The sequence below is a fragment of the Pseudomonas sp. LM13 genome, from assembly GCF_041381355.1.
Lineage (GTDB): Bacteria > Pseudomonadota > Gammaproteobacteria > Pseudomonadales > Pseudomonadaceae > Stutzerimonas > Stutzerimonas frequens.
In genome coordinates this window covers 16,538-43,338 of the sequence record NZ_JACBXH010000037.1, presented here as the reverse complement: position 1 = coordinate 43,338, position 26,801 = coordinate 16,538, and the positions used below count along the sequence as shown (strand labels likewise).

Annotated in this window: 23 protein-coding genes, 1 other RNA gene and 1 pseudogene; 13 read left to right on the top strand and 12 right to left on the bottom strand. The window is 63.0% G+C overall.

What is annotated here, in order from left to right; translation table 11 throughout:
• The 8 genes and pseudogenes from HZR81_RS18970 to HZR81_RS18935 all read right to left on the bottom strand — a co-directional run.
• A pseudogene (locus tag HZR81_RS18970) lies at nt 1–955 on the bottom strand (recombinase XerD); the annotation flags it as partial.
• A gap of 98 nt (nt 956–1,053) precedes the next feature.
• Nucleotides 1,054–1,432, bottom strand: a transfer-messenger RNA (tmRNA) gene (ssrA, locus tag HZR81_RS18965).
• A 132-nt stretch (nt 1,433–1,564) separates the two neighbouring features.
• Nucleotides 1,565–1,870: a PA2433 domain-containing protein gene (locus HZR81_RS18960; RefSeq protein WP_500128961.1), complete on the bottom strand. Its 306-nt coding sequence runs from the start codon at nt 1,868–1,870 to the stop codon at nt 1,565–1,567.
• A 179-nt stretch (nt 1,871–2,049) separates the two neighbouring features.
• The gene (locus HZR81_RS18955; RefSeq protein WP_500128960.1) at nt 2,050–4,899 is read right to left on the bottom strand and encodes an FAD-binding and (Fe-S)-binding domain-containing protein; all 2,850 of its coding nucleotides are present in this window, start codon (nt 4,897–4,899) and stop codon (nt 2,050–2,052) included.
• Nucleotides 4,896–5,567: a LutC/YkgG family protein gene (locus tag HZR81_RS18950; RefSeq protein WP_200630073.1), complete on the bottom strand. Its 672-nt coding sequence runs from the start codon at nt 5,565–5,567 to the stop codon at nt 4,896–4,898. The genes HZR81_RS18955 and HZR81_RS18950 overlap by 4 nt, the downstream gene beginning before the upstream one ends.
• On the bottom strand, nt 5,564–7,024 hold the full coding sequence (locus HZR81_RS18945) for a LutB/LldF family L-lactate oxidation iron-sulfur protein (RefSeq protein ID WP_125866924.1): 1,461 nt from the start codon (nt 7,022–7,024) through the stop codon (nt 5,564–5,566). Before HZR81_RS18945 ends, HZR81_RS18950 begins: the two co-directional genes overlap by 4 nt.
• Nucleotides 7,021–7,842: a (Fe-S)-binding protein gene (locus HZR81_RS18940; protein WP_500128959.1), complete on the bottom strand. Its 822-nt coding sequence runs from the start codon at nt 7,840–7,842 to the stop codon at nt 7,021–7,023. The genes HZR81_RS18945 and HZR81_RS18940 overlap by 4 nt, the downstream gene beginning before the upstream one ends.
• Before the next feature lie 94 nt (nt 7,843–7,936).
• Nucleotides 7,937–9,631, bottom strand: coding sequence for an L-lactate permease (locus tag HZR81_RS18935; RefSeq protein ID WP_500128958.1), 1,695 nt, complete (start codon nt 9,629–9,631; stop codon nt 7,937–7,939).
• A 268-nt stretch (nt 9,632–9,899) separates the two neighbouring features.
• Here HZR81_RS18935 and HZR81_RS18930 point away from each other — a divergent pair, with 268 nt between their 5' ends.
• Nucleotides 9,900–10,691 (top strand): GntR family transcriptional regulator, encoded by a 792-nt coding sequence (locus tag HZR81_RS18930; protein ID WP_102838557.1) that lies wholly within the window; start codon nt 9,900–9,902, stop codon nt 10,689–10,691.
• Between the two features lie 55 nt (nt 10,692–10,746).
• Here the strand turns inward: HZR81_RS18930 and smpB are convergent, their stop codons facing one another.
• Nucleotides 10,747–11,229: an SsrA-binding protein SmpB gene (smpB, locus tag HZR81_RS18925; RefSeq protein WP_003293251.1), complete on the bottom strand. Its 483-nt coding sequence runs from the start codon at nt 11,227–11,229 to the stop codon at nt 10,747–10,749.
• A gap of 205 nt (nt 11,230–11,434) precedes the next feature.
• Between smpB and HZR81_RS18920 the strand changes: the two genes are divergently transcribed.
• Entirely contained in the window at nt 11,435–11,869 is a 435-nt protein-coding gene (locus tag HZR81_RS18920; RefSeq protein ID WP_063541267.1) for a type II toxin-antitoxin system RatA family toxin, read from the top strand.
• Nucleotides 11,862–12,176, top strand: coding sequence for an RnfH family protein (locus HZR81_RS18915; protein ID WP_500128957.1), 315 nt, complete (start codon nt 11,862–11,864; stop codon nt 12,174–12,176). The genes HZR81_RS18920 and HZR81_RS18915 overlap by 8 nt, the downstream gene beginning before the upstream one ends.
• A 44-nt stretch (nt 12,177–12,220) precedes the next feature.
• Here the strand turns inward: HZR81_RS18915 and HZR81_RS18910 are convergent, their stop codons facing one another.
• Nucleotides 12,221–12,733, bottom strand: a complete 513-nt coding sequence (locus tag HZR81_RS18910; protein WP_063541269.1) for an outer membrane protein assembly factor BamE — start codon at nt 12,731–12,733, stop codon at nt 12,221–12,223.
• Between the two features lie 95 nt (nt 12,734–12,828).
• Between HZR81_RS18910 and fur the strand changes: the two genes are divergently transcribed.
• Nucleotides 12,829–13,233 (top strand): ferric iron uptake transcriptional regulator, encoded by a 405-nt coding sequence (fur, locus tag HZR81_RS18905; RefSeq protein WP_011914390.1) that lies wholly within the window; start codon nt 12,829–12,831, stop codon nt 13,231–13,233.
• A 60-nt stretch (nt 13,234–13,293) separates the two neighbouring features.
• On the opposite strand, the gene recN is transcribed toward fur, so the two are convergent.
• A complete protein-coding gene (recN, locus tag HZR81_RS18900) occupies nt 13,294–14,967 on the bottom strand; it encodes a DNA repair protein RecN (RefSeq protein ID WP_200597783.1) in 1,674 nt (557 codons plus the stop codon).
• Nucleotides 14,968–15,169: 202 nt separating this feature from the next.
• Here recN and grpE point away from each other — a divergent pair, with 202 nt between their 5' ends.
• The 8 genes from grpE (at nt 15,170) to HZR81_RS18860 (ending at nt 25,528) form a co-directional block, all read left to right on the top strand.
• The gene (gene grpE, locus HZR81_RS18895) at nt 15,170–15,739 is read left to right on the top strand and encodes a nucleotide exchange factor GrpE (protein ID WP_267931137.1); all 570 of its coding nucleotides are present in this window, start codon (nt 15,170–15,172) and stop codon (nt 15,737–15,739) included.
• 98 nt (nt 15,740–15,837) lie between these two features.
• Nucleotides 15,838–17,751: a molecular chaperone DnaK gene (gene dnaK / locus HZR81_RS18890; RefSeq protein WP_500128956.1), complete on the top strand. Its 1,914-nt coding sequence runs from the start codon at nt 15,838–15,840 to the stop codon at nt 17,749–17,751.
• Nucleotides 17,752–17,873: 122 nt separating this feature from the next.
• On the top strand, nt 17,874–18,998 hold the full coding sequence (dnaJ, locus tag HZR81_RS18885) for a molecular chaperone DnaJ (RefSeq protein ID WP_063541273.1): 1,125 nt from the start codon (nt 17,874–17,876) through the stop codon (nt 18,996–18,998).
• Nucleotides 18,999–19,079: 81 nt separating this feature from the next.
• Entirely contained in the window at nt 19,080–19,886 is an 807-nt protein-coding gene (gene dapB / locus HZR81_RS18880; protein WP_500128955.1) for a 4-hydroxy-tetrahydrodipicolinate reductase, read from the top strand.
• Nucleotides 19,887–20,102: 216 nt separating this feature from the next.
• Nucleotides 20,103–21,251 carry a glutamine-hydrolyzing carbamoyl-phosphate synthase small subunit gene (carA, locus tag HZR81_RS18875; RefSeq protein ID WP_500128954.1) on the top strand — a complete coding sequence of 383 codons (1,149 nt, stop codon included), beginning with the start codon at nt 20,103–20,105 and terminating at the stop codon, nt 21,249–21,251.
• A 173-nt stretch (nt 21,252–21,424) separates the two neighbouring features.
• Entirely contained in the window at nt 21,425–24,646 is a 3,222-nt protein-coding gene (gene carB / locus HZR81_RS18870; RefSeq protein ID WP_500128953.1) for a carbamoyl-phosphate synthase large subunit, read from the top strand.
• Nucleotides 24,643–25,119 carry a transcription elongation factor GreA gene (greA, locus tag HZR81_RS18865; RefSeq protein ID WP_063541277.1) on the top strand — a complete coding sequence of 159 codons (477 nt, stop codon included), beginning with the start codon at nt 24,643–24,645 and terminating at the stop codon, nt 25,117–25,119. The genes carB and greA overlap by 4 nt, the downstream gene beginning before the upstream one ends.
• The gene (locus tag HZR81_RS18860; RefSeq protein WP_253751778.1) at nt 25,097–25,528 is read left to right on the top strand and encodes a DUF4149 domain-containing protein; all 432 of its coding nucleotides are present in this window, start codon (nt 25,097–25,099) and stop codon (nt 25,526–25,528) included. Before greA ends, HZR81_RS18860 begins: the two co-directional genes overlap by 23 nt.
• Before the next feature lie 31 nt (nt 25,529–25,559).
• On the opposite strand, the gene HZR81_RS18855 is transcribed toward HZR81_RS18860, so the two are convergent.
• A complete protein-coding gene (locus tag HZR81_RS18855; protein WP_063541279.1) occupies nt 25,560–25,871 on the bottom strand; it encodes a YhbY family RNA-binding protein in 312 nt (103 codons plus the stop codon).
• Between the two features lie 83 nt (nt 25,872–25,954).
• On the opposite strand from HZR81_RS18855, the gene rlmE reads away from it, so the two are divergent.
• Nucleotides 25,955–26,587 (top strand): 23S rRNA (uridine(2552)-2'-O)-methyltransferase RlmE, encoded by a 633-nt coding sequence (rlmE, locus tag HZR81_RS18850; protein WP_063541280.1) that lies wholly within the window; start codon nt 25,955–25,957, stop codon nt 26,585–26,587.
• The last annotated feature ends 214 nt before the right edge of the window (nt 26,588–26,801 follow it).

Genomic DNA, 26,801 nt, shown 5'->3' with positions numbered 1-26,801 from the left:
CCTTATCAACCTTCTGCAGCGTATACGTCAGCATGAGGACCGCAATGATGATGGAGCTAGTGAGCAGCTCAACCCGAAAGCGTTTGTTTTCTCTCAGATGCGCTTTCATGCACAGCGGATCAAGTTCGATAAGCATCACATAAAGCCCCGATTCCTCCTGCACCAAGAGTGCTCGATCAATGATGCGGAGCTTCAGATGCATCGCGTTGGCTTGCTGAAGATGAAAATGCAAAGCTTGCCGAGATTGCGGTAGTGCTGGGGGAATGTGCATGAGATTCCGACCCTGGTCTGGGCGGGCATGGCACAAGTATTCATAAAGTGTCATCGCTGCAAATGCAGGAGATTCTTTCGAATAGCGCCCTGGAGAGGGTGGAACGTTCTCGAGTACATCAAGGGCGGCGTAAATGTACCGGGCAGCGTCGCTCGCCACGTTCTGGTTGCTGGTTCCGAGCGGCCAGTCAAAGCGTACGAACCCGACCCCAAGCGCTTTTACCAGTGCGGGTGTTGGTGTGAGTGCGAAGAAAATTTCGCCCCCTGGCTCGTGGCTATAGAGCACTACACGCTCGGCACTCTCTTTCATCATGCGAGCGTGGGCGACCGAAAGGTCTTGGTTCGCGAGCTTCATTGGCGACGGGCGGACTTTCCAAACTCGGTCGGCGAATTTGAGTGCCTCCGCTACCGCCAAGTGAAACCTTTGGAGGTCAGCCAGCAGGCGGTCAGAAAAGAGCTCAACGTAGTGCTCGGTCGCCTTGGCAAGGAACTGCTCGAAAGCCGTGTTCAGATAACTCGCAAGGTCGCGGGCAAGTGCTTCGTCGTGGCTGAGCGACCACCGGATTTGCGCAGGCAGTTTCGGGTTGGCCGCGAAGTGCTTCGGGAATGTGAGGTAGTACTGAAAGCCAGTGTTGGCTTGATAGACCAGGTGAGGGACACCTGTTTTGCTTTGACGCTTGGACATGATGGCATACCTTTTGGATTCACAGACGGACTGTGAGTAATCCAATGCCATCAAATCTGGTCTGAAACCCGCATTCTAGACGGGTTTCAGTGTTGAAATGGTGGAGCCGGGGGGATTTGAACCCCCGTCCGCCAGCTCTCCGCTATTGGTTCTACATGCTTAGCCAGATCTACTGAGTTAACTCCGCGCCGCCCGATTGGCAGGGTGCTTGGAGCGAGCTGTATGAGTTTTAGCCGTTACGTCTACAGCGAACTTGGCGGCGATCCTGTTCTATCTGACGGTCATTTCGGGTTTACAGGCATCCCCTAGTGACCGCTGGAGCCGAAGCTACCAGATGAAGGTTAGGCGGCTAGCGCGTACCCTTCGTAGTTGTCGTCGTTGGCAACTATAGGTTTGCAACAGTTTATTTACGAGTTCTGTTACCAACTCGGCATGCCCCTCAAGTTTCGTTACCGGCGTCGAATCCTAATCGGCCCCTGGTGCAGCTTGTGGTGCTGGGCGCGAGTGTACGGCGATCTTTACGATGTGTCGATCACTTTTTAATCATGCTGATCAGAAAATGATCAGTCGCGGCGGCGGGCTCGCGGGATACGATCCCGCCGCCATGGCTCAGTTGCCGGCGCCCGAACCGGAGCCAGCGGTGCCGCCGCTGCCGGAGCTGCCTGGGCCCTTGAGCTCTTGCAGGGCCTTGGTGGAGTGAGCGATGCAGCCCTCGGTGTCGCCAGCTTGCTGGGCCTGCTTGGCCTGCATGACATGTTCCTCGACCTGGCTCTTGGCTGGTTCGCCGAGTGTGGTGCTCTGGGTGGCCATGTTGTCTTCGATCTCCTGAAGATTGGTCTGGCACAGGTCCTGGGCGGCGAAGACGGCGGGACTGGCGAGCAGTACGGCGGATGCGAGCAGTGCGTGAATTTTCATGGTGAGTCCTCCAGTCTTGTGGACTTCCCGGGCCTGCCTGAAAACTGCGGAAATGGCGGCGCCGAGTCGAATCGAACCCGTCAGGGGCTCTGAAATTCCGACTGCGATTGCGCATGAGCGTTCATCGAAATGCCACAAACGAAACGGCCCCGGCATTGCGCGCGGGGCCGTTTCGCCATTCAGGCCGGCGTGGCCGCCTTGCGCCGGGTGACGCGGTCGACCAGGTAGACCAGGCCGTGATAGTCGATCTCGCCATGACGTGACAGGCCGATCTCGCAGGTGCGGCTGGTGGAGATGCCTTCCTCGCAGATCTGCACGGCGTTCTTCAGGCTGCGCAGTGCGTGCTCGTTCAGTTCCGGCGTGGTGAAGCCCTTGTCGCCGGCGAAGCCGCAGCAGTGGATGCCTTCGGGCACCACGACTTCCTTGGCGCAGTGGCGGGCGATGTCGATCAGCGCCTGCGCTTCGCCCAGGTGCTGGGTGCTGCAGGTGATGTGCACGGCGATCGGCTTGTCCTGCGGGACGAAGTCCAGCTTGTCGAGCAGGTGCGTGCGGATGAAACGCACCGGGTCGTACAGATCGAGGCGCTGATCGGTCAGGCCCTGGACCAGGCGCAGGGTGCAGGGGCTGGTGTCGCAATAGATCGGGTCGAGCCCGCCGCGGCTGGCCTTGAGCAGCGCGTCGAGCATTTCCTGGCGCTTGCGTTCGCCATGTTCGGCATAGCCCTTGGAAGCGAACGGCTGGCCGCAGCACAGGTCGTTCAACTGTTCGGGGAAGATCACCTGGTAGCCGGCCTTTTCCAGCAGGCTGCGGGTCTTGTCGAGTAGCGGCTCCTGTTCCTGATCGTGCGCGGCCGGGCCCATGGCGCGGGATACGCAGGCGGCGAGGTAGACCACGCGCGGGCGCTCATCGGTGGGCGACGCCTTGGGCAGGTTCAAACGTTGCAGCGGCTGCGGCGTAGCTGGCGTCCACTGGGGCACACGGCCCTTGCTGGCGCGGGTCATGGTCGCCGACAGCTTGGCCAGGTTGCGCGTACCCATGATCAGGTGTGCGCCGTTGGCCACATGCAGCATGAAGCGGGTGCCTTGCACGGCGGTGGCGAAATGCTCGGCCAGCCAGTTGGCGGTACCGGTTTTGTTCGCCTCACGGCCGCGCAGCTTGCGTACCAGATCGCCGGTGTTGATGCCGACCGGGCAGCGCTGGGCGCAGAGGCCGGTGGCCGCGCAGGTGTCGACGCCGTGGTAGTGGTAGAGCCGCTCGATTTCCGTGGTGTCGACACCCGCGCGCTTGCGCGCCTGGATGTCGCGCCAGATCACGATGCGCTGGCGTGGCGTCAGGGTCAGTCCGTTGGACGGGCAGACCGGCTCGCAGAAGCCGCACTCGATGCACTTGTCGACGATCTCGTCGGCGGCCGGCAGCGGCTTGAGGTTCTTCAGGTGGATGTCCGGGTCTTCGGAGAGCACCACATCCGGGTTGAGGATGCCGGTGGGGTCGAGCAGGCGCTTGATCTTCCACATCAGCGCGTAGGCCTCGCTGCCCCATTCCAGCTCGACGAAGGGCGCCATGTTGCGCCCGGTGCCGTGCTCGGCCTTGAGTGCGCCGCCGAACTCGACAGCCACCAGCTGCGCCACTTCGCCCATGAAGGCCTCGTATCGGGCGACCTGCGCCGGATCGTCGAAGCCCTGGGTGAAGACGAAGTGCAGGTTGCCTTCCAGCGCGTGGCCGAAGAGGATCGCCTCGTCGTAGCGGTGCTTGTCGAGCAACTCGATCAGCCGATTGACGCCCTCGGCCAGACGCTCGACCGGGAAGGTCACGTCCTCGATGATCACCGTGGTGCCGGTCTGGCGTACGGCGCCGACTGCCGGGAACGTGTCCTTGCGGATTTTCCACAGCTGGTTGTAGACAACCGGGTCTTCGCTGAAGTCGACCTGCTTCTCCACCGGGAAGTGCGCGATGGAGGTCATGATCAGATTGATCTGCTCGTGCAGCAGCGACTGACTGGCGGCGCGTGATTCGATCAGAAGCGCGCAGGCCGTCGGCGACAGTTCCTTCACCCACTCGGGCATCCCGGCCTTGTGCTCGACCGAGCGCAGGCTGCGGCGGTCGAGCAGCTCCACGGCTGACACCGGTTGCTGCTTGAGCACTGGCACGGCGAGGCAGCAGGTTTCCACGTCGGGGAACACGACCAGCGCGCTGGCTTTGTGCGGGTGATCCGGCACGGTGTCGTAGGTCACCGCGCTGATGAAGCCCAGCGTGCCTTCGGAACCGACCATCAGGTGGTTGAGGATATCCAGCGGCTCGTCGTAGTCGACCAGCGCATTGAGCGAGAAACCGGTGGTGTTCTTCAGCCGGTACTTGTGGCGGATCTTTGCCGCCAGTTCGGCATTGGCGCGGGTTTCGCGGCCCAGCTCGGCCAGTTGCTCGAGCAGGGCGGCATGGCTCTGGCGGAACGCGGCGACGCTGGCGGCATCCTCGCTGTCGACCACGGTGCCGTCGGCCAGCACGACGCGCAGGCCGGCGAGGGTTTTGTAGGTGTTCTGCGCCGTGCCGCAACACATGCCGCTGGAATTGTTGGCGACGATGCCGCCGATCTTGGCAGCGTTGATCGAGGCCGGATCAGGGCCGATCTTGCGCTGAAATGGCGCGAGGACTGCGTTGGCATTGGCGCCGATGACGCCGGGTTGCAGGCGGATCTGCTCGCCGCCGTTGCGAATCTCGCGGCCGTTCCAGTTGTCGCCGAGCACGATCAGCACCGAGTCGCTGATCGCCTGGCCGGACAGGCTGGTGCCGGCGGCGCGGAAGGTCACCGGCACGTTCTCGGCATGCGCCAGCTTGAGCAGCCTGACCACTTCGGCTTCGGTTTCGACGCGTACCACCAGCTTGGGCACCAGCCGGTAGAAGCTGGCGTCGGTGCCGAAGGCGAGGGTGGAAAGCGGGTCGTCGAAGCGCCGCTCGACCGGGATCAGGCACTCGACTTCGCGGAGGAACGCCGCCGGCAAGGGCGCACGTTCGAGCTGGGCGGCCGCGTTCATGCGTCCTCCAGAATCAGCAGGACCAGATCCTTCGGCCCGTGGGCGCCATAGGCCAGCACCTGCTCGATGTCGGCGGTTTTCGATGGGCCGGAAACCAGCAACGCATTGGTCGGCATGCCGGCGGCCCACTGGAACTTCTGCTGGATCTCGTAGAAGTTGTCGTGAATCTCGCTGGCCTTGAGGATGGCGAAATGCACCGGCGGCACCAGGCTCATCAGGCGCGGCTCCTCGCGGGTGGGCCACATGATCAGGCTGCCGGTGGAGGCGATGGCGCCGAGGGTGCCGGTGAGGCTCGCCGGGGTGTCGTTGAACAGCTCGTCCTTCCAGTCCTCGACCGGGCGGTCGTAGGCCTTCAGCGCCGGCAGGCCTTCACGGCCGGCGCAATGCGCGGCGAAGCGCTGGCCGTACGGCGTGGTCGGGGCGATCAGCAGGCTCGGCAGCTGACGGTCATGCAGCAGCTGTTCCAGCAGGGCGGGCCAGCCGGCGTCCGTGGTCTGGTGGATTTCGGTGTGCACCGCTTCCATCAGCTGACGCAGACGGGCGATACGCTGTTCCGGCGCGTAGCTCCAGGGCTGGGTCACCAGCGACTCGTCGTAGTCATCGACGATCGGCGTAGTGCCCTCCAGGCTTTTTTTTAGCTTGGCGAGAATGTTGGCCTTGGCGCTCATCGCTTGCCCTCCAGGTGTTCCTTGGCCAGCTCGTGCAGCGAGCGGGCAGCCGGTTTCGGTGCGCTGTGGTTCTGCGTCCAGGGGCCGATGTTTGATGGCGTCAGGGCGCGCAGGCGTGTGGCGAAGAAGCCGAACAGGCGGTACAGCGTCGGGCTGGTGTTGAGCAGGCGCCAGCCGGCCCAGATCAGCCGTTCCTGCCTGGAGTACTTGCTGCCCTGGCCGCGCATGACCTTGTGCGGATCGTCCGGCGCCTTGACGTTTTCCTCGCGCAGGCGGCGCAGGAGGGTCGGAATCGGGATCTTCACCGGGCAGACTTCGCCGCAGGCGCCGCACAGCGACGAGGCGCTGGGGTGATCCGGCACCTTGTCCAGACCGACCATGTGCGGAGTGATGATCTTGCCGATCGGGCCAGGGTAGACCTCGCCGTAGGTGTGGCCGCCGACGCGGGTGTACACCGGGCAGTGGTTCATGCAGGCGCCGCAGCGGATGCAGTTGAGGGTCTGGCGCAGCTCGCTGTCGGCGAAGGCCTGGCTGCGGCCGTTGTCCAGCAGGATCAAATGCACTTCCTGCGGGCCGTCGAGCTCGTGCGCCTTGCGCGGGCCGGAGATCATGTTGACGTAGGTGGTGATCGGCTGGCCGAGCGCCGAGCGAGTCAGCAGCGAGAGCAGCGGGACCACGTCGCGCAGATTCTCCACCACCTTCTCGATACCGGTGACGGCGATATGCACCGGCGGCACGGTGGTGCTCATGCGGCCGTTGCCTTCGTTTTCCACCAGCAGCAGGGTGCCGGTCTCGGCCACCGCGAAGTTCACCCCGGAGACGCCGATATCGGCCTCGAAGAACTTCTGCCGCAGCGTGCGGCGACCGATCTGAATGAGTTGGTCGACGTCCTTGGTGTACTCCACGCCGAGTTTCTCGTGGAACAGGGACGCGACCTGGCCGGCGTTCTTGTGGATCGCCGGCATGATGATATGAGAAGGCTTCTCGTGGTCGAGCTGGACGATGTACTCGCCCATGTCAGATTCCAAGCATTCGATGCCATGGCCGTCGAGGAAATGGTTCATCTCCATCTCTTCGCTGACCATCGATTTGCCCTTGATCACTTGTCGCGCCTCGTGAGCGCGGGCGATCTCGAGGACGATGTTGTTCGCCTCGTCTACCGTCTCCGCCCAGTGCACTTTCACACCGTTGCGGGTCAGGTTGGCTTCCAGCCGCTCGAGCAGTTCGGGCAGCTTGGACAGTGCGCGGGCGCGGATATGGTTGCCCATCTCGCGCAGCCGCTCGCGTTCGTCGGCATCGCTGAACGCCGCGGCGCGCTTGGTCATCAGCGAGTCCATGGCGGTGCGGAAGTTGCGCCGAAGCTGCTCGTCCTTCAGTGACTTGCGGGCACGGGCGCGGAAATCCGGATCGCCGGCGTTCTCGATCTGAATCGCGGGAATACGCTGTTCGGCGTTCATCGGGCACCTCCGGTGCGTTGCCAGAGGAAGCTCGCCAGGTGCTGGCCGCGCAGGGCTTCACGCTGCTTTTCCAGCGAGCCGTTGATGTTCATCAGGCAGCCGCAGTCGGCGCTGACCACCTGATGCGCGCCGGACTTCTTCAGCGCTCGGGTCTTGTCCAGCACCATGGCGCCGGAAATATCGGGCATGCGCACGCTGAAGGTGCCGCCGAAGCCGCAGCATTCGCTCTCGTGGTCATGCTCGACGCGCTCGACCTGGCCCAGCTGGGCGAGCAGGGCGCGGCCGTGCAGGTGCGTGTTCATCTCGCGGCGGGCCGAGCAGGACGTATGCAGGGCGACCTTGGTCGGTGTGCCGGCATCCTTGAACTCGACCTTGCAGACATTGAGCAGGAACTCGGCCAGCTCGAAGGTGCGCTCGGCCAGCGCCTGGGCCTTCTTCAGCGTTGCCGGCTCGTCCTTGAACAGGTCCAGATAGTGGTGGCGCAGCATGCCGGCGCAGGAACCGGAAGGGACGACCACCGGCCAGTCGTTGGCGAACAGCTCCAGCTGCGCGCGGGCGACCTTGCGCGCCTCGTCGGTATAGCCGGTGGTGTAGGCCGGCTGGCCGCAGCAGGTCTGGCCCTGCGGGTAGTGCACGGTCAATCCTTCGCGTTCGAGCAGGTGGATGGCATCCAGGCCAGCCTCGGGATAGAACAGATCCACCACGCAGGTACCGAACAGGTAAACCTGGCTCGGCTTGGCAGGATATTCGCGTGGTTTGGGCAGCGGCGGTGCGACGCGGGTGGCGTTCGGCGCGGCGTTGTAGAAGAGTTCGCTCATCGGCTTGGTCTCCGGGTGGGCCCGGTTATCCGCAAACTGCGGGAGGTTGAAGCGCTCTTGCCCCGCATGAGCGGGGCAAGGTTTCACGGTTGTCTTACTTACCGACCAGCGGGTCGGTCACGCCCATCACGTAGATCGCGATCAGACCGATCGCCCCCGTGAACAGTACGTAGTACAGCGTAGGCCAAACGGTCTTGCGCAGCGTGGAGCCTTCGCGGCCGAGCAGGCCGACGGTAGCGGATGCGGCGACCACGTTGTGGATCGCAACCATGTTGCCCGCAGCCGCACCGACGGCCTGAGTGGCGACTACCATTGCTCCGGAGATGCCCAGCGACTGTGCGACACCAAACTGGAACTGGCTGAACATCATGTTGCTGACGGTGTTGGAGCCAGCCAGGAACGCGCCGAGTGCACCTACGGCGGGAGCGAGCAGCGGGTAGATGCTGCCGACGCTATCGGCGACGTAGCGCGCCATGACGATCGGCATGCTGGCCAGCTCGGCGCCGTTGACGCCGGAGTTGATCAGGATGCGCACCATCGGCACGGTGAACAGCAGGACGAAGCCGGCGCTGAGCAGCACGCCGCTGGATTCCTTTACCGCAGCCTTCAGCTCGGAAACGCGCATGCCGTGCAGGAAGAAGGTGATCAGCACCACCATGACGAGAATGCCGCCCGGGAGGTACAGCGGCTCGATGCCTGCACTGACGCCGGTCTCGCCAAGGATGTTGGCAAAGGCGATGGAGACGGACTTCAGCGTGGCAGTGACCTGCGGAAATACCCGGCTGACGACCAGGATCGCACCGACCAGGACATAGGGCAGCCAGGCGCGGAAGGCGCTCATCGGGCGCGCCGCGATGTCGTCCAGCTTCATTTCGATGGTACCCAGCCATTCGGCCGGCCACTCTTTGGCGTCGGCGAAATCCCAGGTGCGCTTCGGGGTCAGGAAGTTGAAGCGTGCCGCGGTGGTGACGATAGCGAGACCGACCAGGCCGCCGAGCAGCGACGGGAATTCCGGGCCGAGGAAGATACCGGTGGCGGCGTAGGGCAGGGTGAACGCCAGACCAGCGAAGATCGCGAACGGCAGCACTTCGAAGCCGGCTTTCCAGCTCTTCTCCTTGCCGAAGAAGCGCGTCAGCATCAGCACCATGACCAGCGGCATCACGGTGCCGACGATGGCATGGGTGATCGCCACACTGCTGGTGATCTGCTGCAGGAAGGCTTGCCAGCTGGAACCCTGCGCAACCAGTTGCGCGCCGATGGTGGCGGTATCCAGGCCGCTGTTGATGCCTACGACGATCGGCGTACCGACCGCGCCGAACGACACCGGCGTGCTTTGCACCAGCATGCCGAGCAGGACTGCGGCCATCGCCGGGAAGCCGACCGCAACCAGTAGCGGTGCGGCGATAGCGGCCGGGGTGCCGAAGCCGGAGGCGCCCTCGATGAAGCAGCCGAACAGCCAGGCGATGATGATGGCCTGGATACGACGGTCAGGGCTGATGGTGGTGAAGCCCGCGCGAATGGCGGTAATGCCGCCGGAATGCTTGAGGGTGTTCAGCAGCAGTATCGCGCCGAAGATGATCCACAACAGGCCGAGGGTGATCACCAGGCCCTGCAGCGTGGAGGCGATGATGCGGGTGAAGCTCATGTCCCAGATGAACAGGCCGATTGCCGCGGTGAACAGGTAGACCAGCGGCATGGCGCGGCTGGCGGGCCAGCGCAGGCCGATCAGCATCACGGCCGCGAGCAGAATGGGAGTGAAGGCGAATAGTGCGAGCAGTCCGTTGGACATGTCAGGCGTCCCCTACGGTTCGATTCATATGGGGCCCTGAGTGGACCGTGGAATGGTTGTCGTGCACAGATCTCATGCTGAGTCCTCTTATTGTTAGTCGCCTCTGTAAATTGGTAATACCAATTGCCAGAAGCGAATGGCCAGCGTAAGAGCTGCGTCTGGGAGCGTCAATCAGGTGGGCATAGACTTTGGTCGCAGCCGCTGACCTTGTATGGCCGTGAGCCGACGGCTAGCATTCTTCGACTGGTAAGACCATTTCGAGGTGGATATGGACGTGGGCATGGTGCGTCAGCGGCGGCTGGCCGACGATATCGTCGCGCAGTTGGAAACCATGATTCTGGAAGGCACCCTCAAGGCCGGTGAACGGCTGCCGGCCGAGCGAATGCTGGCCGAGCGCTTCGGGGTGTCGCGGCCCTCCCTGCGCGAGGCGATCCAGAAGCTCGCGGCCAAGGGCCTGCTGATCAGTCGGCACGGTGGCGGCACCTTCGTCGCCGAGTCGCTGGGCTCCACCTTCAGCGACCCGTTGCTGCACCTGCTGGAAAACAACAGCGATGCCCAGCGCGACCTGCTGGAGTTCCGGCATACCCTGGAGGGCAGCTGTGCGTACTACGCGGCGCTGCGTGCGACCGAGGTGGATCAGAAGCGACTCACGGAGGCCTTCTCGGCATTGCAGGATTGCTACACCCGTGAGGGCAAGGTGACTCGCGCGGAAGAGGGCGCGGCCGACGCGCAGTTCCACCTGGCGATTGCCGAGGCCAGCCACAACGCGGTGCTGCTGCACACCATTCGTGGCCTATTCGATCTGCTCAAGCGCAACGTGGTGACCAATATCGGCGGCATGTACGCCCTGCGCGACGAGACTCGCGACATGCTGATGAGCCAGCATCGCGAGTTGTACGAGGCGATCATGGCGCGGCGTGCGGTGGAGGCGCGCGACGTCATCCATCGGCACATCAACTATGTACAGGAAGTGCTTGCCGAAGGTCAGCAGGAAGCCCAGCGGCTGGCGCGCGCGCAGCGTCGGCAGGAGCGGGTAGGGGCATCGCAGAAGGCAGGCTGAGACGTGAGCGAGGCAAGGCTGGCGGGCGAAGCGGTGCTGCCTCGCCCGGGACCGATCAGTCGTCCTTGCCCTTGGTACGCATGGCGCGCTGGATTTCCCGATCGGAATCTCGCTCCTTTTCGGTGTGGCGCTTGTCGAATTCCTTCTTGCCCTTGGCCAGGGCGATCTCGCACTTGATCATGTGCTTCTTCCAGTACAGCGACAGTGCTACGCAGGCGTAGCCCTTCTGCTGCACGGCACCGAACAGCTTGCCCAGCTCACGCTTGTTGAGCAGTAGCTTGCGAGTGCGGGTCGGGTCGGCGATGACGTGAGTGCTGGCGCTGGTCAGCGGCGTGATGTGCGCACCCATCAGCCAGGCTTCGCCATCTTTGAGCAGCACATAGCTGTCGACCAGCTGCGCCTTGCCGGCGCGCATGCTCTTCACTTCCCAGCCGGCGAGGACGAGGCCGGCCTCGAACTTCTGCTCGATGAAGTAATCGTGTAGCGCTTTCTTGTTCAGCGCGATGGTCCCGGGGGACTGTTTCTTCTGTTTGGCCATAGGGGCGGCATTATAGGGAGTCCCGTTGCGGCTGGCGACAGCCTGCAACAGCGCCGGCGGCAGAAACTTGAGGGGCGGCCGCTAATCCCCGACAATGTGCCCGCTTCGCGCTGAGCGGCTTCGGCAAATGGTCGAGTCGCGGGTGCGGGCTGGCTGCGCCGACGTCTGGATGGCGCGCAATGAAACGACGACGTAGAAGGTCCGCATGACGACGCACATTCAACGTTCCGCGCTGCTGCCTTATCCCGCACACGCGCTGTTCGACATGGTCAACGACGTAGCCAGCTATCCGCAGTTCCTGCCCTGGTGCTCTGCGACCGAGGTGCTCTCCAGTAGCGAGACCGAAATGCATGCCAGCATGACCGTGGCAAAGGCTGGGCTCAGTCAGCGCTTCATGACGCGCAACGCGCTGGAACTTGGCAAGCGCATCGAGATGAAGCTGGAAGAGGGGCCGTTCAGTCACCTGCATGGCATCTGGGAATTCAAGGCGCTGGGTGAGAAGGCCTGCAAGATCAGTCTCGATCTGACCTTCGATTACGCCGGGCCGCTGGTCAAGGCGACGCTTGGTCCGCTGTTCAATCAGGCCGCCAATACCCTGGTGGACGCCTTTTGCGAGCGAGCGAAACAGCTCTATGGATAAGCCGTCGATTGCCGTCGAAGTGGTGTATGCGCTGGCCGACAAGCAAAAGCTGCTGCAGGTGACCGTGCCTGCCGGCACCACCGTCCGCGAGGCTGCGCTGCGTTCAGGGCTGGATGCACATTTTCCTGGTCTCGACCTCGCCAGCGCGCCGCTGGGAATATTCGGCAAGGCGGTGCCCAAGCCCGAAGAGCGGGTGCTGGCAGAGGGCGAGCGCGTCGAGATCTACCGGCCGCTGATAGCCGATCCGAAGGAGGTCCGTAAGCAGCGTGCGGCTAAGGCGGCGAAGAACAAGGCTGACGATGCGTAAGTAAAAGCTGGATACAAAAACGCCCGGGCAAGCCGGGCGTTGTCTTATTCGGTTTCCAGTGGCTCGGGAATCGGTACCGGAACGGCCTCCGCTTCGTCCACTTCGCGCTGGATCTGCTCCAGCAGCGATCCGGGCGCGGGGCGCTCTTCCGGCTGGCGGGGCGTGGCTGCGGGCGTGCTCGGGGCCTGAGGCTGGCGGCCGAGAATCTGTTCGTCACGGCTGACGCCCGGCATGAAGTCACCGGCCAGGCCCGCGAGCTGATCGTTGGCATTGAACACCAGGCTCACGCGCTCCTGCTGGCGCTGACTGCCGCCGGGCTGAATGCTGTAGAGGTAATCCCAGCGATTGGGGTGGAAGGTGTCGGTGATCAGCGGGTTGCCCATGATAAACCGCACCTGCTGGCGGGTCATTCCAGGTCGCAACTGGTCTATCATGTCCTGCGTGACGACATTGCCCTGTTGAATGTCGACCTTGTAAACCCCGGGAAATGAACAACCGGCGAGTGCGAACAGACCCACGAAGGTGAGGCTGGCCAGCATGAGCTTGGTGTTTTGCATCGGTGGGTGACTTCCACTATCTTGGCTGGGCAAAGAACCCGGATCATACCCGTATTGAAGGAGGCTGCGAAACAGCAGCAGCGAGAAAGCCAACCATGGTTGAAAATAGCGAACTACGTAAAGCAGGTCTCAAGGTAACGCTGCCGCGGGTCAAGATCCTGCAGATGCTGGATACGACCGATCGCCGTCACATGAGTGCCGAGGACGTCTACAAGGCATTGATGGAAGCGGGCGAAGATGTCGGTCTGGCGACCGTCTACCGTGTGTTGACTCAGTTCGAGGCGGCCGGCCTGGTAGTTCGGCACAACTTCGATGGTGGTCATGCCGTCTTCGAGCTGGCCGATAGCGGGCATCACGACCACATGGTCTGCGTCGATACGGGCGATGTCATCGAGTTCTTCGACCAGGAAATCGAAAAACTGCAGAAAGAAATCGTCAAGCGTCACGGCTACGAGCTGGTGGATCACAACCTGGTGCTCTACGTGCGCAAGAAGGACTGAGCCTCATAGATGTTGAAAAGGCGGCCATGGGCCGCCTTTTTTATGTCGCTCTGCTGGGCGTCAGGCCTGTGCGGAAGTGACCATCTGCCGGGCATGAGCCAAGGATTGTTCGGTCAGGTCGACGCCGCCGAGCATCCGTGCGATCTCCTCGACGCGTCCGGCTTGATCCAGCTCGGCCACGGCCGTGCGGGTTTCATCGCTGCCGCGGGCCTTGTGCACGAACAGGTGGTGGTGTCCTTGCGCAGCCACCTGCGGCAGGTGCGTGACGGTCAAGACCTGGCCACGCTCGCCGAGGCGGCGCAGCAGCTGGCCGACGATTTCCGCGGTAGGGCCGCCGATGCCGACATCGACTTCGTCGAACACCAGCGTCGGCACGCGCGACGTTTGTGCGGTGATCACCTGGATCGCCAAGCTGATCCGTGACAGCTCGCCGCCCGACGCGACCTTGGCCAGCGGTCGCAGTGGCTGGCCGGGGTTGGCGCTGACCAGGAACTCCACCTGTTCCAGGCCGTAGGGCGTGTACTCGCCTTCGGCTGCCGGCTTGAGCTGTACGCTGAAGCGCCCGCCGGGCATGCCCAGGCGCTGAATTTCTGTCTCGACCGCGCTCGCCAGCTCTTCGGCGGCTGCCTGGCGGTTGCGGCTCAGTTCGCCGGCTTTCTCCTCGTAGTGGCGAGCGTAGGCCGCCAGCTCTTCGCCGAGGCGCTCGACCGCTTCGTCATCGGCATTCAGCCCTTCCAGTTCTTCCAGCAGCTGCTGGTGCAGGTTGGGCAGTTCGCTCGGCTGTATGCGGTGCTTGCGCGCCAGGGTGTAGATGGTGTCCAGACGCTCCTCCAGCATCTGCTGGCGTTCCGGATCGGCGTCGAAATGGTCGACGAAGCGATTGAGCTCGCCGATCGCCTCTTCGACCTGGATCTGCGCGCTGGCCAGTAGGTTGACCGCTTCGCTCAGCGCCTGTGGCTGATTCTGGAAAGCGGTCAGCCGCTGCAGGCTGCTGGTCAGGGCAGAGAGCACGTTGCCGGCATCGCTTTCGCTGCACAGTTCCATGACCTGGCGGCAGGCGCCGAGCAGCTGTTCGGCGTTGGCCAGGTTCTTGTGTTCCTGTTCGAGCTGTTCCAGTTCGTTCTCGCCCAGCGCGAGATTCTCCAGCTCTTCCAGCTGATAGCTGAGCAGCTGGTGGCGTGCGCGCTGCTCGTCGCTGCTGTTGCTCAGCCGCTCCAGGGTCTGGCGCGTCTGCCGCCAGCGCTGCGCGGCCAGTTGCACCTGGCGCGCCAGTTCCTGGCTGCCGCTGTACTCGTCGAGCAGGCGCCGGTGGGTGTCGGCCTTGAGCAGCGACTGGTGCTCGTGCTGGCTGTGGATATCGATCAGCAGTTCGCCCAGCGCCTTGAGGTCACCCTGCGGGCAGGGCGTGCCATTGATGTAGCCGCGCGAGCGGCCCTCGGCGGTGATCACCCGGCGCAGGATGCAAGGACCTTCGCTGTCCATGTCGCGTTCGGCCAGCCAGGCGCGGGCGTCGGGGATGTCGTCCAGGTCGAAGCTGGCGAGGATGTCGGCCTTGTCCGCACCGATGCGCACCACGCTGCTGTCGGCCCGGTCGCCGAGGGTCAGGCCGAGGGCATCGAGCATGATCGACTTGCCCGCGCCGGTTTCACCGCTGATCACGCTCATGCCGCGCTTCAGCTCGAGGTCCAGATGTTCGACGATGGCGTAGTTATGAACCGACAGATGAACCAGCATGGCAAGGCTCCCGATTTGCGTGGCTGGCTATTTATACAGTGGTTTTCCTGCCGCCCACAAGCGCATAAGGATGAATGTGCCGTTGCTCGTCAATTTTTCCCCCGCTGTACATCGCCTCATGCCCTTGAAGCCGGTTTTCGCGCCCCCATATAGCGGCACAAGCGCGGGCTGCTGCCCGCTGATCGTACTGAGAGGAGGACCCATGGCCGACGAGCAGAATCAGGATAACCAGAACCCGGAAACGCCAGAGCAATCGCAAGCGGACGTAGCCGAGGACCTGGCGGCCCGCGTGCAGTCGCTGGAGGAGCAGCTGGCGGCTGCGCAGGATCAGTCGCTGCGCATGGCGGCAGAGCTGCAGAACATCCGTCGACGTGCCGAGCAGGATGTAGAGAAGGCGCACAAGTTCGCGCTGGAAAAGTTCGCCGGTGACCTGCTGGCGGTCGCCGACAGCCTGGAGCGCGGTCTGGAGCTGTCGAATCCGGACGACGAGGCGGTCAAGCCGATGCGCGAAGGCGTCGAGCTTACCCTCAAGCTGCTGCTCGACACCCTGGCGCGCCATCAGCTGGAGCAGCTGGATCCGCATGGCGAGCCGTTCAATCCCGAGCATCACCAGGCCATGGCGATGGAGGAAAGCACCCACGTCGAGCCGGGCAGTGTGCTCAAGGTGTTCCAGAAAGGTTATCTGCTCAACGGCCGCCTGCTGCGTCCGGCAATGGTCGTGGTCAGCAAGGCGCCTGCCGACGCGCCGCCTTCGATCGATGAGAAGGCTTGAAATCGGCGTACCCAACCCCATCTGGTAGCCAAGCGTTTTTGTGTTACCCGCAGCCGGTAGACAGGCGCGGATCAATCGAAATTTGGAGAGCGAATTAAATGGGCAAGATCATCGGTATCGACCTGGGGACCACCAACTCCTGTGTCTCCATCATGGAAAACGGCAACGTCAAAGTCATCGAGAACGCCGAAGGCGGACGCACCACGCCGTCCATCATCGCCTACACCAACGATGGTGAGACGCTGGTTGGCCAGTCGGCCAAGCGCCAGGCAGTCACCAACCCGCAGAACACCCTGTACGCAGTCAAGCGCCTGATTGGCCGCCGTTTCGAAGAAGACGTCGTGCAGAAGGACATCAAGATGGTGCCCTACAGCATCGTCAAGGCCGATAACGGTGATGCCTGGGTGGAAGTGAAGGGTCAGAAGATGGCCCCTCCGCAGATTTCCGCCGAAGTGCTGAAAAAGATGAAGAAGACCGCCGAGGACTATCTGGGCGAGCCGGTGACCGAGGCGGTGATCACCGTTCCGGCCTACTTCAACGACAGCCAGCGTCAGGCCACCAAGGATGCCGGCCGTATCGCCGGTCTGGACGTCAAGCGCATCATCAACGAGCCGACCGCAGCCGCGCTGGCTTACGGTATGGACAAGGCCAAGGGTGACCACACCGTGATCGTCTATGACCTGGGTGGCGGTACCTTCGACGTGTCGGTGATCGAGATCGCCGAAGTCGATGGCGAGCACCAGTTCGAAGTGCTGGCCACCAACGGTGACACCTTCCTCGGTGGTGAGGACTTCGACATCCGTCTGATCGACTACCTCGTCGACGAATTCAAGAAAGAAACCGGCATGAACCTCAAGGGCGACCCGCTGGCCATGCAGCGCCTGAAGGAAGCCGCTGAGAAGGCCAAGATCGAGCTGTCCTCCAGTCAGCAGACCGATGTCAATCTGCCATACATCACCGCTGACGCATCCGGTCCGAAGCACCTGAACGTGAAGATCTCCCGCGCCAAGCTGGAGTCGCTGGTCGAGGATCTGGTCGAGCGCACCATCGAGCCTTGCCGCATCGCGCTGAAGGATGCCGGTATCGATGTATCGAAGATCAACGATGTGATCCTGGTCGGTGGCCAGACCCGCATGCCGCTGGTGCAGCAGAAGGTCGCCGAGTTCTTCGGCAAGGAAGCGCGCAAGGACGTCAACCCGGACGAAGCCGTGGCCATGGGTGCTGCCATCCAGGGCGCCGTGCTGGCGGGCGACGTGAAGGACGTGCTGCTGCTCGACGTTTCCCCGCTGACCCTGGGTATCGAGACGCTGGGCGGCGTGATGACTCCGCTGATCGAGAAGAACACCACCATCCCGACCAAGAAGTCGCAGGTGTTCTCCACTGCCGACGACAACCAGAGCGCCGTGACCATTCACGTGCTGCAGGGCGAGCGCAAGCAGGCTGCGCAGAACAAGTCGCTGGGTCGCTTCGATCTGGCCGAGATTCCGCCGGCCCCGCGCGGCATGCCGCAGATCGAGGTCACCTTCGATATCGACGCCAACGGCATCCTGCATGTGTCCGCCAAGGACAAGGCCACCGGCAAGCAGCAGTCCATCGTGATCAAGGCCAACTCGGGTCTGTCCGAGGAGGAAATCGAGCAGATGGTGCGTGACGCTGAGGCCAATGCCGAGGAAGACCGCAAGTTCGAGGAGCTGGCTACCGCACGCAACCAGGGCGATCAGCTGGTGCACGCCACCCGCAAGATGCTCACCGAAGCCGGCGACAAGGCCAGCGACGATGACAAGGCGGCGATCGAGAAGGCGCTTGGCGAGCTGGAAGTTGCCATCAAGGGCGACGACAAGGCTGAGATCGAAGCGAAGATCGCCGCGGTGTCCCAGGCCTCCACTCCGGTTGCGCAGAAGATGTACGCCGAGCAGGCTCAGGCCGGTGAAGGCCAACCCGCAGGTGAGCAGGCGAAGCCGGGCGACGACGTGGTCGACGCCGAGTTCGAAGAGGTCAAGGACAACAAGTAAGCCCCGGCTTGCTTCCGCTCCAGCCTGCTCCGACGCCATTGGGGCGGGCAAGACCGCCACGCGGGGGCTTGCTCCCGCGTCGGCGTGTCTGGAAGGCATGAAATTGAGGGTTCAGGATAGTTATGGCCAAACGCGATTTTTACGAGGTGCTGGGCGTCGAGCGCGGCGCCAGCGAGGCGGAGCTGAAAAAGGCTTACCGTCGCCTCGCCATGAAGCATCACCCCGACCGCAACCCGGGCGACAAGGCGGCTGAGGATGCCTTCAAGGAGGCCAATGAGGCCTATGAGGTGCTGTCCGATCCGAGCAAGCGTGCTGCCTACGATCAGTACGGACACGCCGGCGTCGATCCGCAGATGGGGGCGGGCGGAGCCGGTTATGGCGGCGCCAACTTCTCCGACATCTTTGGCGACGTGTTCAGCGATTTCTTCAGTGGTGGTCGTGGCGGCTCCCGCGGCGGCGCTCAGCGCGGCAGCGATCTGCGCTACACGCTGGAGCTCGATCTGGAAGAAGCTGTGCGCGGCACCACCGTGACCATTCGCGTGCCGACCCTGGTCGAATGCAAGACCTGCGATGGCTCCGGGGCGAAGAAGGGTACCAGTCCGGTGACCTGTACCACCTGTGGCGGCATCGGCCAGGTGCGCATGCAACAGGGCTTCTTCTCCGTACAGCAGACCTGCCCGCGCTGTCATGGCAGCGGCAAGATGATTTCCGACCCTTGCGGCAGCTGCCACGGCCAGGGTCGCGTCGAAGAGCAGAAGACGCTCTCGGTCAAGGTGCCGCCGGGCGTCGATACCGGCGACCGCATTCGCCTGTCTGGTGAGGGCGAGGCCGGAACCCAGGGCGGGCCGGCGGGCGACCTCTACGTGGTGGTCAACGTGCGCGAGCACGCGATCTTCCAGCGTGACGGCAAGCACCTGTATTGCGAGGTGCCGATCAGCTTCGCCGATGCGGCGCTGGGTGGTGAGCTCGAGGTGCCGACGCTGGATGGCCGGGTCAAGCTGAAGATCCCGGAAGGCACCCAGACCGGCAAGCAGTTCCGCCTGCGCGGTAAGGGTGTGGCGCCGGTGCGCGGTGGCGCAGCGGGCGATCTGATGTGTCGCGTCGTGGTCGAAACGCCGGTCAACCTGAGCAAGCGCCAGCGCGAGATGCTCGAGGAGTTCCGCGGCACGCTACAGGGCGACACCTCCCATTCACCCAAGGCAAGCGGCTGGTTCGAGGGTGTGAAGCGCTTTTTCGGTGATGTTTGAGTCGAGCTGAGGGCTTGAGGTCCGGTGCCTGGTGCATCGGCCTCGCCGTCGGTTTCCGGCTTGCAGCTTGGAGCTGATGTTATGCGACGTATTGCAGTGACGGGCGCCGCCGGGCGCATGGGCAAGACACTGATCGAGGCGGTGCAGCAGACAGGCGGCGTCGCCGGTCTGACCGCGGCCATCGATCGGCCGGACAGCACCCTGGTCGGTGCCGATGCAGGCGAGCTGGCAGCCATCGGGCGGCTGGGCGTGCCGCTGACCGGTGATGTCGCCAAGGCGGTCGACGAGTTCGACGTGCTGATCGACTTCACCCACCCTTCGGTGACGCTGAAGAATCTGGACGTCTGCCGGCGCGCCGGCAAGGCCATGGTGATCGGCACCACCGGCTTTTCGCCGGAAGAGAAGGAGCGCCTCGCGGCGGCGGCCAGGGAGATTCCGATCGTCTTCGCGGCCAACTTCAGCGTTGGCGTCAATCTCTGCCTCAAGCTGCTGGATACGGCGGCGCGGGTGCTGGGCGACGATGTGGACATCGAGATCATCGAGGCCCATCACCGGCACAAGGTGGATGCGCCGTCCGGCACTGCGCTGCGCATGGGTGAGGTGGTGGCCGAGGCGCTTGGGCGCGACCTGCAGAAGGTCGCCGTCTATGGTCGCGAAGGTCAGACTGGTGCGCGGCCGCGCGATACCATCGGCTTCGCCACAGTGCGTGCCGGGGATGTTGTGGGTGACCACACCGTGCTGTTCGCCGCCGATGGCGAGCGTGTCGAGATCACCCACAAGGCTTCCAGTCGCATGACCTTCGCCAAGGGTGCAGTACGCGCCGCGCTGTGGCTGGACGAGAAGCCGGCGGGCCTCTATGACATGCAGGACGTGCTCGGGCTGAAATGATTCGTTGCGCGCACTGGCTGTGCGGTGCCCAGTTCGGGTGCGCTGGGCGGCGATTTCGGCTGGACCGGAAAGGCGGTTTTGTGTAAGCTTCCCGCTTTAGTGTGTCCACTAAAAGTTGCGCAGAAATGAATCAAACAAAAAGCGGGATGACCTTCATACGTCATCCCGCTTTTTTACAATCTGCGTTTGCTCCAGCCTTGATCTACGGGAGGTCTCTTGACTAAGCCAGCCCTTACGCCAGCCATTCTGGCTCTTGCCGATGGCAGCATCTTTCGCGGCGAATCCATCGGCGCCGATGGGCAAACCATTGGTGAGGTGGTGTTCAACACCGCCATGACCGGCTATCAGGAAATCCTCACCGATCCCTCCTACGCCAAGCAGATCGTTACCCTCACCTATCCCCATGTCGGCAATACCGGCACCACGCCCGAGGATGCCGAGTCCTGGAAGGTCTGGGCCGCGGGCCTGGTGATTCGCGACCTGCCGCTGATTTCCAGCAACTGGCGCGACAAGCAGTCGCTGCCCGATTACCTCAAGGCTAACGGCACCGTTGCCATCGCCGGCATCGATACCCGTCGTCTGACCCGTATCCTGCGCGAGAAGGGTGCGCAGAACGGCTGCATCCTGGCTGGAGCTGACGCGACGGAAGAGAAGGCGCTGGAGCTGGCGCGCAGCTTCCCCGGTCTGAAGGGCATGGACCTGGCCAAGGAAGTCAGCGTGAAGGAGCGTTACGAGTGGCGTTCCAGTGTCTGGTGCCTGAAGGACGACGCGCATGCCGAGATCCCGGCCAGCGAGCTGCCGTATCACGTCGTCGCCTTCGACTATGGCGTGAAGTACAACATCCTGCGCATGCTGGTCGCCCGCGGTTGCCGCGTCACCGTGCTGCCGGCGCAGACGCCTGCCAGCGAAGCCCTGGCGCTGAATCCGGATGGCATCTTCCTGGCCAATGGCCCGGGTGACCCCGAGCCGTGCGACTACGCAATCAAGGCGATTCAGGAAGTCCTCGAAACCGACATTCCGGTGTTCGGCATCTGCCTCGGCCATCAGCTGCTGGCGCTGGCCTCCGGCGCCAAGACCGTGAAGATGCCCAATGGTCACCACGGGGCGAACCATCCGGTGCAGGATCTGAAGACTGGCGTGGTGATGATCACCAGTCAGAACCACGGTTTCGCCGTGGACGAAGCCAGCCTGCCGGCCAATGTGCGCGCCACGCACAAGTCGCTGTTCGACGGCACCCTGCAAGGCATCGAGCGTACCGACAAGGTTGCCTTCAGCTTCCAGGGCCACCCCGAGGCGAGCCCCGGCCCGCACGACGTCGCGCCGCTGTTCGACCGTTTCATCGAAGCCATGGCCAAGCGACAGTAAACGAGTCGCCTTGAGAGTGTAGCGAGCGCGGTCTGGGCAAGGCGCCCGGAACGCAACGACGAGACAGTACAGGTAGTACGGCGAGGAAGTGAGTACCGCGCAACGCAGCCCAGGAGGCGCGCAGTAACTCTCAAGATGACTCGCCGACTGACCCAAGGATTCGAGTAACGAATATGCCAAAACGTACAGATATCAAAAGCATCCTCATCCTCGGCGCTGGCCCCATCGTCATCGGCCAGGCCTGCGAGTTCGACTATTCCGGTGCGCAGGCGTGCAAGGCGCTGAAGGAAGAAGGCTTCCGCGTCATCCTGGTGAACTCCAACCCGGCCACGATCATGACCGACCCGGCCATGGCCGACGCCACCTACATCGAGCCCATCAAGTGGGCCACCGTGGCCAAGATCATCGAGAAGGAGCGCCCCGACGCGCTGCTGCCGACCATGGGCGGCCAGACTGCGCTGAACTGCGCGCTGGACCTGGAAAAGCACGGTGTGCTGGAGAAGTTCGGTGTCGAGATGATCGGCGCCAACGCCGACACCATCGACAAGGCCGAAGACCGTTCGCGCTTCGACAAGGCGATGAAGAACATCGGCCTGGCCTGCCCGGAATCCGGCATTGCGCACAACATGGAAGAGGCCTACGCGGTTCTCGACAAGGTCGGCTTCCCCTGCATCATCCGTCCATCGTTCACCATGGGCGGTACCGGTGGCGGCATCGCCTACAACCGTGAAGAGTTCGAAGAGATCTGTGCCCGTGGTCTGGATCTGTCGCCGACCAGCGAGCTGCTGATCGACGAGTCGCTGATCGGCTGGAAGGAATACGAGATGGAGGTGGTCCGCGACAAGAAGGACAACTGCATCATCGTCTGCTCCATCGAGAACTTCGATCCGATGGGCGTCCACACCGGCGACTCCATCACCGTAGCCCCGGCGCAGACCCTGACCGACAAGGAATATCAGATCATGCGCAACGCCTCGCTGGCGGTGCTGCGTGAGATCGGCGTGGAAACCGGCGGCTCCAACGTGCAGTTCGGCATCTGCCCGAACACCGGCCGCATGGTCGTGATCGAGATGAACCCGCGCGTGTCGCGTTCCTCGGCGCTGGCCTCCAAGGCTACCGGCTTCCCGATCGCCAAGATCGCCGCCAAGCTGGCCGTCGGCTACACCCTCGACGAGCTGCAGAACGACATCACTGGCGGTCGCACGCCTGCCTCGTTCGAGCCGGCGATCGACTACGTCGTGACCAAGGTGCCGCGCTTCGCCTTCGAGAAATTCCCCAAGGCCGATGCTCGTCTGACCACTCAGATGAAGTCGGTCGGCGAGGTCATGGCCATCGGCCGTACCTTCCAGGAGTCCATGCAGAAAGCCCTGCGCGGTCTGGAAGTCGGCGCCACCGGTTTCGACCCGAAGCTGAACCTGGCCGACGCCGAGGCCGAGAGCACCCTCAAGCGCGAGCTGACCGTGCCGGGCGCCGACCGCATCTGGTTCGTGGCCGATGCCTTCCGCGCCGGCAAGAGCGTCGAGGACGTGTTCGCCCTGACCAAGATCGATCCCTGGTTCCTGGTGCAAATCGAAGATCTGGTCAAGGACGAGGAGCAGGTCAAGACGCTGGGGCTGTCCAGCATCGACCGTGACCTGATGTACAAGCTCAAGCGCAAGGGTTTCTCCGACGCCCGTCTGGCCAAGCTGCTCGGCGTCACCGAAAAGAACCTGCGCAGCCATCGCCACAAGCTCAAGGTGCTGCCGGTGTACAAGCGCGTCGACACCTGCGCCGCCGAGTTCGCCACCGACACCGCCTACATGTACTCGACCTATGAGGAAGAGTGCGAGGCCAACCCGAGTGGTCGCGAGAAGATCATGATCCTTGGCGGTGGTCCCAACCGCATCGGCCAGGGCATCGAATTCGACTACTGCTGCGTGCATGCCGCGCTGGCCATGCGTGAAGACGGTTACGAGACCATCATGGTCAACTGCAACCCGGAGACCGTCTCCACCGATTACGACACTTCCGACCGTCTGTATTTCGAGCCGGTGACACTGGAAGATGTGCTGGAAATCGTCCGCGTCGAGCAGCCCAAGGGTGTGATCGTGCAGTACGGTGGTCAGACGCCGCTGAAGATCTGTCGCGCCCTGGAAGAAGCCGGCGTGCCGATCATCGGCACCAGCCCGGACGCGATCGACCGCGCCGAAGACCGCGAGCGTTTCCAGCAGATGGTGCAGCGCCTGAACCTGCGCCAGCCGCAGAACGCCACCGCGCGCAGCGAGGAAGAGGCGATCGCGGCTTCCAAGGCCATCGGTTATCCGCTGGTGGTGCGCCCGTCCTACGTACTGGGCGGTCGCGCGATGGAAATCGTCTACGAGGAAGAAGAGCTCAAGCGCTACATGCGCGAAGCGGTGCAGGTGTCCAATGACAGCCCGGTTCTGCTCGACCACTTCCTCAACTGCGCCATCGAGGTGGACGTCGATGCCGTCTGTGACGGCGAGACCGTGGTGATCGGCGGCATCATGCAGCACATCGAACAGGCCGGCGTGCACTCGGGTGACTCGGCCTGCTCGCTGCCAGCCTACTCGCTGCCGCAGCACATTCAGGACGAGATCCGCGAGCAGGTGCGCAAGATGGCCCTGGAGCTCGACGTGGTCGGCCTGATGAACGTGCAGATGGCGGTGCAGGGCGAGGACATCTACGTGCTCGAAGTCAACCCGCGCGCCTCGCGTACCGTGCCGTTCGTCTCCAAGTGCATCGGCGAGTCGCTGGCCAAGGTCGCTGCGCGCGTCATGGCGGGCAAAAGCCTGGCCGAGGTCGGCTTCACCCGTGAGATCATCCCGACCTATTTCAGCGTCAAGGAAGCGGTGTTCCCGTTCGCCAAGTTCCCGGGTGTCGATACCATTCTCGGCCCGGAAATGAAGTCCACCGGCGAGGTGATGGGTGTCGGCGATAGCTTCGCCGAAGCCTTTGCCAAGGCCCAGCTGGGTGCCAGCGAAATCCTGCCGACTTCTGGCTGCGCCTTCCTCAGCGTGCGCGAAGACGACAAGCCCTACGTCGAACAGGTCGCTCGTGATCTGGTCGGGCTCGGTTTCGAGGTGGTCGCAACGGCCGGTACTGCTCGCATCATTGAGTCGGCCGGATTGCCGGTGCGTCGCGTGAACAAGGTGACCGAAGGCCGTCCGCACGTGGTCGACATGATCAAGAATGACGAAGTCACGCTGGTCATCAACACTACCGAAGGGCGCCAGTCCATCGCCGATTCGTATTCCATTCGTCGCAACGCCCTGCAACACAAGATCTGCATCACCACCACCATTGCCGGTGGTCAGGCGATCTGTGAGGCGCTCAAGTTCGGTCCCGAGAAGACCGTACGCCGCTTGCAGGATCTCCATGCAGGAATCAACGCATGACAAAATTCCCCATGACCATCCAGGGCGCTCGCGCCCTGGAAGAAGAACTCAAGCATTTGAAAACCGTGCTGCGCCCGCAGATCACCCAGGCCATCGCCGAGGCGCGTGAGCTGGGTGACCTCAAGGAAAACGCCGAGTACCACGCGGCGCGTGAGCAGCAGGGCATGGTCGAGGCGCGCATTCGTGACATCGAGGGTCGTCTGCAGAATGCCCAGGTTATCGACATCGCCAGCATTCCACCGACCGGCAAGGTGATCTTCGGTACCACCGTGGACATCGCCAACGTCGAGACGGACGAGCAGGTGACCTACCAGATCGTCGGTGACGACGAGGCCGATATCAAACAGGGCAAGCTGTCGGTGAGTTCACCGATCGCGCGGGCGCTGATCGGCAAGGAAGAGGGCGATGTGGTGGCGGTCAAAACACCCAGCGGACTGATCGAGTACGAGATTGTCGAAGTCCGCCATATCTGATCGGCAGCCCGCGCGTGCCGGTTTCATCACTTGGCAGCTGACCCAGACCTTCTGGGTCGGCGGTCTGTGGTTGCTGCAATTCCTGGTGCTGCCTGCGCTCGGCCGGATCGGCCTGGCGCCAATGCTGGTCGAGGAGATTGCCGGAAGCCTGCGCCCTCTGATGGTCGGTTTCGCCGCATTCTGTGCCGCGCTGCAGGCGCTGGTGCTGGTCCAGGCCGTCGGCCTTCGCGGTTTGTGGCGTGACGTGCGTGGGCAGGTGCTATTGGCAGTTATGGCCCTGGCCGGCACGCATCTGCTGATGAATGCTGGCTGGTTCGAGTCCATTTACTGGGGCAGTTTCAGCGTTCTGGCGATGGCACTGGGCGGTCTGATGCTGGTATTGCAGCCTGCGCCAGGGCGAGCGCAATGAATTGCCGCGGCAGGTTGCTGCCGCAGCGGTTTCAAGCCTGGAAACGATGGATGTTCGACAGCTGCTTGTTCGGCTTCGGATTCTTGCGATAGACCAGTGCCATCTTGCCGATGGTTTGTACCAGCTCGCACTTTCCGATCGCGCACAGCTCTTCCATCAAGGCGCGACGATCTTCGCGCTCGGTAAGGCGAAACTGGATCTTGATAAGCTCATGGTCGTTCAGGGCTCGCTCCAGTTCGGCCTGAACGCCTTCGGTCAGCCCATTTTCGGCTACGATCAGAACCGGTTTCAGATGGTGGCCGATGGACTTGTACTGTTTCTTCTGCTCGTTGGTGAGCGGCATATTTCGACCCTTGCGTCAGAACCCTTGAAAAACGGCGGCTAGTGTACCCGAGAGGTGCAGGGCCGCACAGATGAGGTATCAGCTTGGCACGCTCCAAGACCAGCCCGCGGTGGCTGAAAGAACATTTCGACGATCCTTACGTGAAAATGGCGCAACGCGACGGCTACCGTTCGCGCGCCAGCTACAAGCTGCTGGAAATCCAGGAGAAGGATCGCATCCTGCGTCCTGGCATGACGGTGGTCGACCTCGGTGCGGCGCCGGGTGGCTGGTCTCAGGTCACCAGTCGGGTCATCGGCGACAAGGGTCGGCTGATCGCGTCTGACATTCTGCCAATGGACAGCATCGCCGACGTAACCTTCATTCAAGGCGATTTCACAGAGGACGAGGTCTTCGCTCAGATCCTCGAGGCCATCGGGGATAATCCCGTCGACCTTGTGATTTCCGATATGGCCCCCAATATGAGTGGGGTGAGGGCGGCGGATCAGCCGCGCGCGATGTTCCTCTGCGAGCTGGCGCTCGATCTGGCGAGCCGCGTGCTGCGTCCGGGTGGTGATTTCTTGATCAAGATATTTCAGGGAGAGGGCTTCGATGCCTACCTGAAAGAGGTTCGGCAGAACTTCGAGAAAGTGCAAATGCGCAAGCCGCTGTCGTCGCGCGACCGGTCTCGCGAGCAATATCTGCTCGCTCGTGGCTTTCGGGGCGGGCAAGACGACTAGCACGTACGCCGCCGTCCCAGATCAAGGCGACCGTTTCCAGCGGTTGCGAGTCTAATGGACGGGCATATGAGGCTAGGGCTAGGCTGTTTCATAGGGTTACAGACCGGCCGCCTGTTTCATTGAGTTGTGTAGTAAGTTAGGCCAAGCAACCTATCGGCCGTCATGCGGGCCCGCAGACAACGGGTTTGCTCCAGAGGGTAGTGAATTGAACGAC